This window comes from Hyphomonas sp. J20-32 (genome assembly GCF_055808555.1).
In genome coordinates this window covers 1,944,458-1,957,521 of record NZ_CM147873.1, presented here as the reverse complement: position 1 = coordinate 1,957,521, position 13,064 = coordinate 1,944,458, and the positions used below count along the sequence as shown (strand labels likewise).

The 13,064-nt window shown below is 56.0% G+C and carries 12 protein-coding genes and 2 pseudogenes; 4 read left to right on the top strand and 10 right to left on the bottom strand.

Annotation, left to right across the window (positions count from 1 at the left end):
• Positions 1-107 precede the first annotated feature (107 nt).
• The 5 genes from AC0L7I_RS09705 to AC0L7I_RS09685 all read right to left on the bottom strand — a co-directional run bounded on the left by AC0L7I_RS09705 (position 108) and on the right by AC0L7I_RS09685 (position 4,869).
• Positions 108-935 (bottom strand): hypothetical protein, encoded by an 828-nt coding sequence (locus AC0L7I_RS09705; RefSeq protein WP_473396236.1) that lies wholly within the window; start codon positions 933-935, stop codon positions 108-110.
• 194 nt (positions 936-1,129) lie between these two features.
• Complete coding sequence (locus tag AC0L7I_RS09700; protein WP_473396235.1) at positions 1,130-2,029, bottom strand: CsgG/HfaB family protein; 900 nt, start codon at positions 2,027-2,029, stop codon at positions 1,130-1,132.
• 73 nt (positions 2,030-2,102) lie between these two features.
• On the bottom strand, positions 2,103-2,576 hold the full coding sequence (locus AC0L7I_RS09695; RefSeq protein ID WP_473396234.1) for a curli assembly protein CsgF: 474 nt from the start codon (positions 2,574-2,576) through the stop codon (positions 2,103-2,105).
• Complete coding sequence (locus AC0L7I_RS09690) at positions 2,569-3,375, bottom strand: hypothetical protein (protein WP_473396233.1); 807 nt, start codon at positions 3,373-3,375, stop codon at positions 2,569-2,571. Before AC0L7I_RS09690 ends, AC0L7I_RS09695 begins: the two co-directional genes overlap by 8 nt.
• Before the next feature lie 333 nt (positions 3,376-3,708).
• Positions 3,709-4,869, bottom strand: coding sequence for a helix-turn-helix transcriptional regulator (locus AC0L7I_RS09685; RefSeq protein WP_473396232.1), 1,161 nt, complete (start codon positions 4,867-4,869; stop codon positions 3,709-3,711).
• A gap of 128 nt (positions 4,870-4,997) precedes the next feature.
• Here AC0L7I_RS09685 and AC0L7I_RS09680 point away from each other — a divergent pair.
• The 3 genes and pseudogenes from AC0L7I_RS09680 to AC0L7I_RS09670 form a co-directional block, all read left to right on the top strand.
• Positions 4,998-5,087: pseudogene (locus tag AC0L7I_RS09680) on the top strand (IS6 family transposase); the annotation flags it as partial.
• A gap of 14 nt (positions 5,088-5,101) precedes the next feature.
• Positions 5,102-5,272 (top strand): annotated as a pseudogene (locus tag AC0L7I_RS09675) (IS6 family transposase); the annotation flags it as partial.
• A gap of 281 nt (positions 5,273-5,553) precedes the next feature.
• Complete coding sequence (locus tag AC0L7I_RS09670) at positions 5,554-6,234, top strand: Crp/Fnr family transcriptional regulator (RefSeq protein WP_473396231.1); 681 nt, start codon at positions 5,554-5,556, stop codon at positions 6,232-6,234.
• 11 nt (positions 6,235-6,245) lie between these two features.
• On the opposite strand, the gene AC0L7I_RS09665 is transcribed toward AC0L7I_RS09670, so the two are convergent.
• From AC0L7I_RS09665 to AC0L7I_RS09650, 4 genes are all read right to left on the bottom strand, one after another.
• Positions 6,246-7,991: a TRAFs-binding domain-containing protein gene (locus tag AC0L7I_RS09665; RefSeq protein ID WP_473396230.1), complete on the bottom strand. Its 1,746-nt coding sequence runs from the start codon at positions 7,989-7,991 to the stop codon at positions 6,246-6,248.
• Positions 7,992-8,039: 48 nt separating this feature from the next.
• Complete coding sequence (locus tag AC0L7I_RS09660) at positions 8,040-8,627, bottom strand: hypothetical protein (RefSeq protein WP_473396229.1); 588 nt, start codon at positions 8,625-8,627, stop codon at positions 8,040-8,042.
• Positions 8,628-8,657: 30 nt separating this feature from the next.
• Complete coding sequence (locus AC0L7I_RS09655) at positions 8,658-10,280, bottom strand: toll/interleukin-1 receptor domain-containing protein (protein ID WP_473396228.1); 1,623 nt, start codon at positions 10,278-10,280, stop codon at positions 8,658-8,660.
• Between the two features lie 298 nt (positions 10,281-10,578).
• The gene (locus tag AC0L7I_RS09650) at positions 10,579-10,863 is read right to left on the bottom strand and encodes a hypothetical protein (protein ID WP_473396227.1); all 285 of its coding nucleotides are present in this window, start codon (positions 10,861-10,863) and stop codon (positions 10,579-10,581) included.
• Between the two features lie 25 nt (positions 10,864-10,888).
• On the opposite strand from AC0L7I_RS09650, the gene AC0L7I_RS09645 reads away from it, so the two are divergent.
• Positions 10,889-11,149, top strand: coding sequence for a helix-turn-helix transcriptional regulator (locus AC0L7I_RS09645; protein ID WP_473396226.1), 261 nt, complete (start codon positions 10,889-10,891; stop codon positions 11,147-11,149).
• A 197-nt stretch (positions 11,150-11,346) separates the two neighbouring features.
• On the opposite strand, the gene AC0L7I_RS09640 is transcribed toward AC0L7I_RS09645, so the two are convergent.
• Positions 11,347-13,062, bottom strand: coding sequence for a hypothetical protein (locus AC0L7I_RS09640; RefSeq protein WP_473396225.1), 1,716 nt, complete (start codon positions 13,060-13,062; stop codon positions 11,347-11,349).
• Positions 13,063-13,064 lie beyond the last annotated feature (2 nt).

Here is a 13,064-nt window from a genome sequence, read left to right as displayed (position 1 = left end):
GTCAAGTCGAAGGCCGTCCAGGGAGTAGAAAGTCTCCCCAAACGGCTTCCGCCACGCCCCGCCGTCACCCAGCCAAAAGCATGAATTGTATCAGTCCGCTCCGCCATCTAGTGCGCTCCTTGCGTCACGACGACGGTACCGCAGCCTGTCGCTACGACACATCCGGTCTGATTGATCGTGTATTCGAGCGCGTCGCCGCTCTGCACCAAGAGAGCAGATAGACCTTCGCCATCTTGGAAAATCTTGCCCTGATTACCTGAACCTTCCTGTTCGATGGACGCAGAGTTCTCTGTGCCCGTCTGTTCGATCAAGGAGTCGTTGTCATCTCCGGTCTGCGTGATGATCGCCGTGTTCCCACCTTCGGCTAGGTCATTCGGCGACACAGTCTGGTAGATCGATGCGGAATTGCCATGACCGTTCTGGGTCAGCGATGCGAAATTGAAAAACGATTCGCCAAAATCACTGGCCTGCCGGACAGTGGCGTCGTTGGAACTTCCATTGATGGCAATGTATGCATCATTTCGTCCAGTGCCCGCACCAGTCACTTTGGATGAACGCTGCTCAACGGAGAATGTATTTAAGTCACCCATGACCGAAACAGTTGCGGAAGCATCGTATCCAGATTGCTCGACGGTATTTGCCTGTGACGCGGCGCGGTTCATCTGGCCTTCGATATAAGTGTCCACAACGAGGTTGCGGCCGTCCTGAGTCACTTCGACCGCATTGGCCGAGCCTACCAGGCGCACATTGGAACGCGCCATGATTTCGGCAATTTGCTCTATATTGGCGAACGACCCTTGTGTCCCTGTGTCCGCCTGCGCGGAAATGGGCGCAGCCGCGATCAAGGCAATCGACACGATGAACGACCAGCTAGCGCAATTCCAACTATAATCACGTTGGGTGAATCCGGCTTTGATTGCAGAAAATAGCGACATGAGCGCTTCTCCCGAGTTGCTTGCCTCATCCCGAGGCAGTAGTTATCGGGAGACCTGCCGATTGGCAGGTCCCCGGGGAGAGACCGGTCCGAGCGCCAACTTGAAGTCGGCCTCTCCCCACCCTTTGCGGCTTGCACCGCTCTATTTATTCTTTATACGAACTAATTGTTTTGTTCGGCGCTAGTTGATCCTGACTATTCTGCGTCTGTGACCTCCCAATCGGCTACGTCTTCAAGCAATTCTTTTGGCACGCTTTTTAAAACGTCCTTGGAGAACTCTGTCCGATATTTCTCGTCGTAGAAGTCCACTGCGGCCTTGCCGCGTTCGGGATCCTGGAAACTCCAAAGGCCTGATTTCACACCTTCTACGATAAGTCCGTAAACCGCTTTCTCAAGCGCCTGCCGCACGGCGATGTGGCGAGGTTGGTTGAGTGTGATGCCCGCCTCAGCCTCCAGCAATTCGCGATAAGCGACGTACTTAAAGGCGTTTGCCTGCCAGGCAACAGAAGCAACTCGTTGTTCTGTCGAGATAGATATTAGGACTTCGCCAGTCTTGACGCTGACAGCGCGGAGGTAAACCGACACGGCATCTTCTCGGTACTGCGTCGTTGCTCCAATGCCCAGATAGCGCGCGCCTGCTCCGCCTGTCTGCGTATTGGTGTCATAACCGGTGATAGCACCCTCGATCAAAACACCTGCGAACAGGAGGGCCGGGAGCGCAACGGAATCCTTGGCAGACTCTCCAAGGTAGCGTTGTCGCATCTCTAGAATGATCTGACGCTCTTTAAGGAGGTTATCGAGCTTTTCGCGTTCGATTACCTTGAACCAGCTGCGGTCTCCCGCATCCTGCAAAGCCTTTATAAGGATAGGCGTTGCCCCCTGAGTTACCGCGCGAGAAAGTGTCTGAACGGTTTCGCTCGGTTTGAAGGCGCCCGTCTCATCATTGACACCATATACGGCGACCGGAATTTGCTCCGAAGGTTGTGGAAGCCAGAGAAGCGCATACTCCGTTTGCGTCCGTGGGTTCACCACAGGTTCTGCCATCTTGGTGTCAACACGTGGCGGCGTGCTGCATGAAACAACAAGCGTAGCCATGGCTGATGCAGCCAGACATTTTACGATGCCAAAACATTCCCGCATAAATTTAGTTCCCCGCCCGATATTCGGATCATCCGCCAGTAGTGAAGATCGGGACCACGATCTCTGTTGTTGTTCCTGTAGTTGCATCAAAAATGGTAAGCGTGATGGAATCCAATCCCCGCTGGAACTCGACCGTCTGATCGCCAAAAACGACTCGTCCGTAGTCCTGCGGATTGTCCCCGAAAATGGCGTTCGCAACTTCGGATGCCAGTCCGGACAAGAGCCGACTCTGAAGCTGTCGAATGAATAGGTCGGCTTGCGGGTCGCGGCTGCCATTCGCTGATGACGGTGCCTCGGTGTCGTCCTGCGCATTCGCAATACCGAGCAGGTGAGCAGAATTGAATGGATTGCCGCCGAACGATGGATTCACCGGAGTGTAGACAAGCTCCTGAGCCGCTGCGGGCAAGGCTGCGATTGTTAAAAAGCTGGACACTAGCAGGCAGGCGCCCACGGAGGATGTCCTCGCATCTAGGCTCGTTTTTTTTTGACGTTTGTCAGTCATTGATTGGCCCCTTCCAGCGCTCTCCGTCGATAATGAGGCGTCCGGCGCGCTGAAGATCGACCACGCCCAGGGTAATGCCTTTGGTGATTTTTGCTTGAGCGGTGCCTGCTACTGTCATTCGGGATTGATTGGCAATACCATCCACTCGTAGCGCCGAAGCACCGTCCAACTCTGCAACCAGCTCAAGCAAGTCAACGCTTTTCAGTTGTGTCCGGCTAGCTCCAGACTGATACACTTCCGCGGTTCCAGAGACCGTATCAGAGGTAAGACGTGAAGCGCGTCCTAAGCTGGCATTGAGCAGTCGGCGCACCTCATTGATGTGGATCTGCCCGCCATTATTCGCATCTATGTCGGCCCTGTCGGCGCTCATGAAGTCGAGGTCGGCGGAACCTGTAGTTGTTAGCCGCAGCGTATCAGCAACATTGGCAGCCACGACCTTGCTGCATCCGCCGGCCAGAATTTCCAGGTTCTCTATATCCGATATCTCGGCGTCCCCTGCTCGGAGAGATAACTTCACGTCAGCATTTTCTGGCGCAGAAATAACGATGCTGGGGAAGTCGCTGAGAGGATGCATCTTCCCGTCATCGAAGGAGATGTTGAGCAGGCCATTCGTCCGAGCGCAATTCATGGCGAGCGAGGTCGGAGCGCCTCGCAATTTGATCCGATTGGGGTTCGTTCGGTCGAACGAAACACCTCCCAGCTCAAGTGCCCCATCGATAATCGAAACGACCTCAAGTCTTTTATTGTCACTCGGAATTATCCGGACGGTTCCAACAAAATCATCGACTTCAAGTATCATTGTGTCTCGCGCCCCCGCTGGTTGCCCGGCAGATTCAAGCTGCGAAAGAATTGCGAGACCTATCGTGCTCGCAGTGAAGCATTTTTTGACCGCTTCCTTACAAGATACTCTCGAACGCATTGTACATTGCCATTCATTTTAAATTGACGGCGCGCAACCCACCGAGATGCTCAACGCTGCAACATCTCTGGAAGCGCGATTCCATTCGGCTCACCCTTCAGTTTTCTTAACGAAACATTAAGGGCGAGAGCTGTCATCCCCCGAACGGGGGACGACCTACTTTTAACCTCAAGGTTTAATGACGATTGCTTCACGCGCAGAGGAAGCCGACAACTAGTTGCCAGTTTCAAAAGCGAAGCGAGACAGTTTGATTACGATCTCAGCCTGTCGACGGGATCCCGTCTTCAGCATGACCGACTTGAGAAGCGATTTGACTGTGCTGTGTGCGACTGCACGCGCTTTGGCGATCTCCGACAAAACTTCTCCCGCAAATAGGCGCTCAGCTACGTCGCATTCCGCTTCCGTGAAGTTGAACGCTTGTCGGAGCAGCGACCTATCTAGATTTTTTGGTGATGAAAGGAGGTCGACGAACAGGATACCTTGGCCTTCTCGGTCACCAAAATGTCCCATTGGCGGTACGGGCGTGAGGGTACAAATGAAAGTGCGTTCAGGGCGTAGTCGCGTGAACGAAAATCTGCCCCCGGTGACTGAACCGGGCCCTCGCAATGTAAAGGCAAGTTGACGATTGGTGTCGTCCGACATCAGATCCAGTCGACCGACTCTATCGGTTCGGACGATGCCGGCTGCGAGCAGCTTCTCGAATTGCTCTGAATGTCGAAGAATGTTGCCCGTCGTGTCGAGCAGAGCGACACAGGCCCGGGGACCAAACATGCTAAGGAGGGTGGACTCCTGCTTACTAACAATCCGGTTTGCAAGCTCCACGATCGGTATGGCTGAGCGAACAATCTTTGAGAAACTCGTGAGAATCTCAGCCTCAAAGGGACCCTCTTCTCGTGGCCGCGCAATCGCAAGACCAGTGATCTGGTTTCTGTCGCGAGAAAGTATCGAGCCTGCAAATTGGCCGACACCAGCTGGAATTAGCAATTCCTGATAAGCAGCGCTTTTCGCCACAGTTTCTTCGTCCGCTACTTCTTTGTCCTCAATGATGCGACCAATATCGCGTGATCCGAATATTCTTGTCCTGGGGTTGATCGGCAGATAGTCCTTCTCCTTCTTGAACATTTCGAGGTCGACTGTGCCCACGATAGCTGAATCCAAAATCATATTCGAATTGCTTGCCGAGATCAGCTGCGACGTACCCGCACCGCATCGGTGATTGATCCACGCGAGCGCGTCAGGAAGTCTTTCGCCGTCACAAAGGCCTTCTAGCAGAAGCTCCTGAAAGAAATCTGACGAGGTTCTAATGACCCTCTCCCCAACGAGCGACACAAGTAGAAGATAGTTAAATAGTTTGTCACCTAAAATTGCAAGCATTCCGCATCTGCTTCATTCTTGCGACCGAAGGTGTTGTCAGCGGAACCGGGCTTGAGGTGATCGAATCTGGTGATTAGCCTTCTAATATGACCAAGAACCGATTTCGCTAATTCAAAACCTAGCCCGAGATCATCCAGCTAGGCGTACTCATCTATGTCAGATTCCCGCCGTCTCTGCGCAATGTCGAAGACCTCCTGCACGAGCACGGCATTGATGTCTGCCACGAAGGTGAGAGCGGGTGATGTCGCGATTTCGGCGCATGCGAAGTTTGCAAAAGTTCGTTTCAATTCATTCGTCAGTGTACAATCCCTTCAACTTCGAAAGGCACCTCAACACCAGAACCCGGTTCAAACAAGAACGCGACGCCACTCTTCGCGAGTGGCGCGACCTTCTCGTCGAGTAGCACCCGCTGGGCCGCGAATATTGGACACGGGGTAGCACTGGACTGACAGCACCCAATTGAGGGCGAAACCGGAGAAAATCGTCTTAGATCTACTCCGGCCCAGGGTCGGGAGGTTCGCCCTGTCGCCCCCACAATGTTCGACCAACAGCTTGAGCGTTGCCGCAGGTCTCTTGCCACGCTCATCCTGACGGTGTGATGATCAGTTGAAGCTGGCCCGTTCAATCTATTCGCAATCTATCTTGTGTCTGTGATCGCGGTCACGCATCCTGTCGATCAGGCTGATGGGACGACTGGATATGCTGAACTATGACGCTGCACGCGCTTGGGCAAAATTTTGCCAAAGCGGGGAGGAAGATTCAAATACCGCTCAGCTGGCAGGAAGCAGCAAGATTCTGGATTTCGCGGAAGGCACCAACCTGATTGAGCAGGCGGATACCGCAAAGTCTGTCTACCTGCTGCTCGACGGAACCGTGTCGATCATCCGATTTACCGAAAACGGACACAATATATGGCTTGCCAAAGCACATCCGGGTGAACTGGTGGGAGAGATTTCCGTACTCGCCGGGATGGAGACAACGTCCTACGTCGTGGCAGACGGAGATGTGAAGGTTGTGAGTGTTCCGCGCATGGTGTTTGAAGACAGTATGCGCAATGATCCCGGGCTCGCATTCGCCGTAGCGCAAATGCTGGCGAAACGCCTGGCTGAAACGTCTTCGCAGCTTTCTGAATTGATCGCCTTGCCCGTCGTGCTGCGTTTGCACGCTGAACTGGTGCGCATCGGCCGCCCTGCCGACGACGATGCGGAAAAATTCATCGTTTCACCATCGCCATCCGTGTCCGCATTGGGCGCACGCATTCACGCCACACGTGAAGCGGCCTCACGCGCGCTGAGTCTGCTCGAAAAGCGTAAGCTGGTCACAAGAGCAACCGGAGCGTGGACGGTCATTGCTGCCCGAAGCTGAACGGCGCGCAGTCAGGCAAGTTGGCACCCGGCATTGACCGTGAACAGGCGAACCGCACCCGGCGCTCCCTTGAGCCGTCGCCTGCCCGCATAAGTGGCCGTCATGCCGCAGGGCGGAGCGAGTGACAGGGCGGAGGCGAATGCCCGGCTGGCAAGGACTGTGCCAGGCGGCGAAAGCGGCTCGATTCTGGCCGCGTACGTAACCTGCGACCCGAAAAAGTTACCACGACCTGTCACGGGGTCCTCAGCGAAATTGACCGGCCCGAAATGCGCCCCGATGCGCAAGCCGATGCTCTTAGGCAGCCTGTCCCAGTCAAACCGTATTGTGCGCATGGTGTTCTGCATATCGAGCGCAGCTTTTGCGGCGACTGTAACATCATCAAATGCCGCAAAAATGCCGTCGCCCCAGCTATCGATCAGCTTCAAGGACGGACCGAGGCGCTTGAGCGTGTCGGACAAGGGTTTCAAAACGTGCTCCACAGTCAACATCACCTGTTCGTCACTCAAGCTTCCGAAATGCGTCAGGTCGGTGAACAACATGGCGGACAATTGGCGCGAATCCTTCTCCAGGATCCAGCTGGGCCCCGGATTGTCCGTATCGCTCGTTGGCTTGTCGGGTATGATGGTGACGCTCTTGTTCCCTCGGCCTGAGCGTCGCCAAATGGGTTCAAGGGATTCTGTCACGCCGCCGCGGCGCGGCGCGATCAGGAACTGAATAGCGCGAGTGGATTGCTGCTGGGCCTGTGCGATGGCATTGCCCATTGCCAGCCGGGCCGCAAGTTCTACGGACAGGCGTCCCAGCAGGGAAGAATCTTCTGTCGCGATATCGACTGAGGAAGCTCTCTCCAGGCAATAATAATACCGCGCTGTCCAGTTCTCCCCGAAGGGGATGACCGATGATCGGGCAAACGTCTCGACATCGCACGGCAGGACGACGCTGAGATGACCGTTTTTAAGCAAAACGCGCTCGGCAAAGATGATGTCGCTGCCGGCCGCCAGTGCGCCATGGGCCGAGCCAATGCGATGATCCTCCAAGTGTTGGTCGATCAGGAAGCCGAGAACATCCGGTGCTTCTCCTGAACTGTCCAATCCATGAATGCGTCCTGCATAGAAGCAGATCGCGGGCGGGCGGAATGCATCGAGCCAGTCCGACGGTGTGTCCATCGCGCGTAGCAGGCGTTCGAACTGACGCAGCGTTGTGGCGTGAGCAGTATAGTTTTGAGGGTCGACCGAAATCGTTTCTGCGAGCGCCTTGATCGCATCGGTGGTACGACCGGTTATGATGAGCGCTTCCGTACGGGTTGCTTCGCGATAGTAACGCGCCTCGGTCGTTTCACCCGCGACCGGTTTATGGGCCTTTTCGAAGACGACCTGCGCTATCGCTTCGCCCGCAGGGCGATGGCCGGTGATCACGCTCATCGTCGCCGCATTGATGCCTGAGAATATGCCGCCGGTCAGCTGGTAGGCGCGCAGATAGGCGTCGGCACTTTCCTGCAGGGCTATGCGCCGGGGCATACCTTGTAGCGCGTTCGCACGATCCTTGTGAAGACGCCCCAGCAAGGCCAGCGCGTCCTCATCATCCACGCGCGCGCCCAGGCCAAATTCGTCAAAGCGCGCGAGCGCGAACTCAGTCGCGCCACTCCGCGCCAGCGCCAGAACCGCCGCTTTGTGCAGTTCTGGCGATGCGCCCCCGGCCAGGATGGCGTCTTCTGCCGCCTCATAGGTCGCGAGAGGATCTGCGGCAGTGCGCGGAATCATGTCCATCCTTGCAAGCTTAAGTGCTCCGCCGGTCCGCCTGGTGGCAATCTATGTCGGCCACCCGCCAACACCGCCATTTTCCGTTCCGGGATCGATGATGATGGGAAGGGTCAATATAGGCCCGCTTCTTTCCTGCCTGAGCTCCGCAAGAATATCGTAGCCGAACTTCCTGCCATCGGGGGCGTTGCGAACGTAGTCCGTATTCCACATGACTGTTTGCCCGCCTTGCTCAAGCTTTACACTGTTCTTTCTGAAATTGCCGTCCCAATCTTTTCCAGCCTTCTCGGATATCACGTGGCTGCGGAAATACAGGTTGTCTATATTGGTCGTCACGAAGATCAGGCTTGTGTGCTGCACCTGAATGTCCAACAATTGTAGCGCATCTTCCTTGTCCAGAGGCGATAGGCTCATGTTTTTGACCGTATTCACGAAACCTTGGATCTCCATGGGGGTTCTTGGTTCCGAATAATACTGATCGTCTCCGGGCCAACGCTTGCCAACGATTTCAATATCTCCACCAGCAACATTTATCCCCAAACCGATAACTTGCTTAACGTCGAAAGCGTTTGCGGGAGATACGTTACCCCAATTCAATTCGGTGGCATCGCCAAGCGGAAATTTGTGTGTGTTTGTCATGTCGGTCCCCAGTTCCTTTAGTGCTGAAAATTACAGTTCAGTTTCAATTCGCGATACGGCGTCTCGAAACCGCTTCCAGTGATCATTCGACGGATCGTTTGCAACGAGGCGTTCCGCTTCCTTTGCCAGCGCGCGAATCTGCGCTTCGGCTTCTTCCGTGCGTCCGGCTTTCAAATTGATGCGGCTGATGGCGAGCTGGCTGCCGAGAACGCTGCGATAGCGGTTCCAGTCGCGTGATACATCCGTCGCATTGGTCAACAGGAGATAATATTCTGTCTCACGGTTACGGTGCGCCAGCGCATCGTCGAACTTCGCCTGGAGCTCGTCGATTTGCCCCAGCCAGCCTTCGCAATTTGCGAGTGTCGCGATCGCTGATTTTGCCGCTTTCGACAGCTTGGCAGCATCGGCCGGAATAGTGCGTTCCGGCATAGCCAAGGGTTCGATCAGGGCAAGTCCCTCTTCGAAATGCTCCCGGGCTGCCTCAAGCTTGTCGATCTGGAACATGATCGATCCGAAATTCGTCTGATTGTCCGCAGCTTCCTGCCGGTAAACCTGTTCGTAGCCGCTAACGTCCCTGAGGGACGCAATCGCTGCGTCATACTCTTCGTAGCGGATCAGGGCGGCCTGGAACATTGGCCTGGCCATTTCCAGGCCTTCGCTACGCTTCGCATCGACTGCCCTCCCCCAGTCAATTTGGCCGAGATAGAAGGCACTATGTCCGTGGGCAATCCGGAAGTCAGGGATGTCTTCGCATGCCTGTTTGAAATCCTGAGTCAGGTTCAGCGCTTTCCGGCTGCTCGTCTCAGCCTTGTCGAGGTCCGACTGTTTCAAGTTGATGATAGCGTCCAGCTGCAGCGCCCGTACCTTTCGGACAACCGCGGCGCAACCAAGTTTTTTTTCGTCCTGTTGGTCATAGTAATCCAGCGCCTCGGTCGCGACACCATCGAGGACATCCAGCCGTCCGACGGCTTCCAGTCTGTCTCTCAGGTCTCCTAACATGAAGTCCACCAACCCTTCCGCCTCAGCGCGGCGCGCCTCTGCATCATGGCGCGCCGTCACCGCGACCGCTGCCAATGCCGATGTACCTAGCGCAACTGCAGTACTGAGCGCTGTGATGGCGGTCACGCGTTGACGTCGCCTTTTGGCGTCCCGTTGCAGAAGGGCTTCAAGGCGCGCGCCGGAGATCGAAGCGGCGACCTTCAGGAATCCCAGCCGCGGGCCATCGCCCGATTTGCGAAAGTCGGCTGCGAGCGGTTCTTCTCCGCGTGCCAACAAGGCCGCTGGAAAGCAGGCTGATTTACCGTTTCTGGCGGACGGGTCACCGGATATGATGACGGCGATCACGGGCCCCCGGGGGTTGATCTCGGCAAATGCCTCGATCTCTTTGTTCACCCATTTTGACCGAACCGCCGCCGGTGAACAAATAACGATGAGCGCTTCAGACAGGCTGAGGCCGTCCTTGATGGCATCGGTCAGGTTGCCGGTGGCGGGCAGCGTTTCCCGGTCCATGAAAATGTTGCCGAGCTTTCGGCTTTCCTGCGGCGTAGCGCCTTTGGGCAACCGATAGGTTTGCAGCTTGCGCAACAGCCGTTCCCCAACGCGCCTGTCTGCGTGGCTGTAGCTTATAAACGCGGCATACCGCTTCCGGTCCATCGTCTCCTGAAGTCCCCGTCACATGTGACCCACTCAACTCATAACATAGATCTATTTCGTCCACAGCTTGAAAGCGAATAGGCGTTTCAGATTTGCGGCAAGCGAACGATGGGGTTCAGCCTTCCCCCGCCACTCGACGATGCAAATGGCCGACCGCAATCCGAAGGAAGATGCCGACACCATTTCAAACAGGAACTCGACGCCGCGATTCAGGAAGGATGTTCACCTCACGTCGCCTGATCAGTCTGAACTGCCGCCTAGCAGAGCGTTAGCCTGGCTGCACCGGCTGGACGGAACGCTACTCTTCCTCGTGTGTGCTGGCGCAAACGCTAGGCCCGTCCGCAAATGGGAGAGGCGGCGCAATGGAACCCGCTCGCCAGTCCCAAGGCTGGTCCCCCGCCTCACGGCGACGGCACATGATTTCCTCATGGATTTCATAGACGCCGGGCGGATAGAATTCCAGATACCGGTCGGCGAACTCGCAATAGCGTACCCGGATGTCATCTTCATAGGCTGAAGAGCTCTCCGGCAGCGGGGCCAACAGGCCACGCAGGCTCCGGATCTCGCCGCTGGTATCAGGCATCGCCGGGGAATTCTATCAGCCCCTTATGCTCGCTCCGAACCAGTTCCCGTCAATGGAGTCGATCGCGAAACAATTCGGCATGAACGAGCGGACGTTGCGGCGAAGGCTGAGGGACGAGAACCGGATCTACGCGGACATTGTCGACGATGTGCGCAAAGAACTCGCTCTGGAATATCTCAGCACTACCCAAATGAGTGTCGATGAAATCGCCTGGAAGATTGGTTTCAGCGACAGTTCGAACCTAAGGCCCGCCGTCAAACGCTGGACCGGAAAAACGATCAACTAAGTCCGGAGCGGCGATTGTCAGGAGACCCAGAATTGAGAATGGCGATTCCGTTGTTTCGCCCTACGGAACAAGCAACAGTCAATTTCGTTACTGCAATTCATAACCCTTTGCGGGTGGCGAGACCAACTCGTCGCGTAGCAATTACGCGTCCACGAAATCTGGAGGCCGGTTCGCAACAGACTGCGCCTTTCTGCCGCTTAAAAAAGCGCTTCATCGAACAAATCATCATCGGACGAAATGGCTTCCTTTGCGCCGTGGGTCCTCGCATGCTGGCCTGGCAACAAGAATTGTTCGTGAACGTCCCGTTCCTGGGCCATAGTGTAGCATTTACGAAACTTGGACATCAAATTGCGGACATGATGATCAGAATCGCCCGACGATTTTTCTTTTGGCCCGGCCAATGCAGTGAGTGTATCACCCAATGATTTCATGGTGTTTTCCAAGCTTAGGCTCAATTCGAGCTGCTCACTTGATTTCATGATCATGTCGGCTATCTCACCGGTCTCGGCGCCTGCTGCTTCCATTGCCCTCTCGGTTCGCATTGCGCCCTTCCCGATCGCAGCCAAAGATTGGGCCAGCGCAACACCGGTGTTGATTTGCGTGTCGTCGTCTCCCGTGCGCAACGCCTCCGAGACAACGCCCAGTTCACTTGCCCCGCGAACGATGGAACCCGCCATGCCATCAAGCTTATCGGAATAGTTGCGAACTTCATTCGCGACCACGGCCACTGGGCGGCCAATCCGGTCAACTCGGCCACTGCGGAGGCCGATATTGATTGACATCAGCTGGACATCAAGCCGCAGCTGGCTGACATTTTCGGCACGGGCGGTGAGATCATCCACCGTATCGGCGATGAGGTGAGCAATACCATCGGCTTGCTTGTCGGCCTCACGCAACTGACGCGTCACTGAGTCAGCCTCGCCAATCCCCATCTCCAGCCGGCGTAGAGAGCGGCGGCTGTCAGACAGTGAATCATCGCCGTCGCCGAAGGCCAGCAATCGTTTTGCGTCTGGTACGATCCCGCGTAGCGACCGGACCAGCGACGCCGTCTCGCGTCCGAACGCCGCCGCGGTGTCGTACAGCTGGGCCGCGAAAAGTGACAGCATGTGATGACGCAAGGCATCCTGGCCGCCGCCTGGCTGGGCCAGGCTATTGTTGAGCAATTGGAATCCCTTTTGGATATGCTCGAGCCGTTGGCGCGTGATATCACCGATCTGGATAGCGCCAAGCACAACAGCGACATTCGCCTGAATGGCGCGGGCAATTTCCTGCACTTCAATTGCGAGATCTGCGAGCTTGCCCTGCCTTGCACGCAATTCCGCTGCGTCGTTGACCAAACGCTCTGGCACTTCAGGCACGACCTTGTCGCACTCGGTGGTAAGAAGTCGGTCGCTTTTCTCCATGCCCGACAAGCTTTGCTCGAGCTCGTCGAATTTATCCTCGAAACCTTTGATTTGTTCTTTGCCCGCAGCAAGTAGACGCTGCATCTGGTCCGCGAAGTCTACGAAATCAGGAGCACCAGCAGCCGCAATCTTGACGTTGAAGGAATAGATTGTCAGCACGTCCAGGGTATTTCTGGCATCAGCAACCGCATTGCCAATTCGGGTAGAAATGGAGCGAATTGTGACAATCTTGCTCTGCCGGATAGCCTGTTGGTCGGGCACGGCGTTCAGCCGGTGCGCTACGAGCGTCAGGTTGCCTACCGCCGCGGCGGCCTCGCCTTCCTCGAATGCTTGGCCAACCTCGTCGAGGGCGCGCACGATGCGGTCGATCGTCTCGACCGCCTCCGCAAGAGTCGTCCCGACCTGCATGAAGCGCGCATCTAGGCCTGCAATGATTTCCGCCATGGAATGGCGGACTGGTGATGTCAGGTCCCTCGGCTCAAACGCCTCACTAATTTTCTCGTGCAGCACGC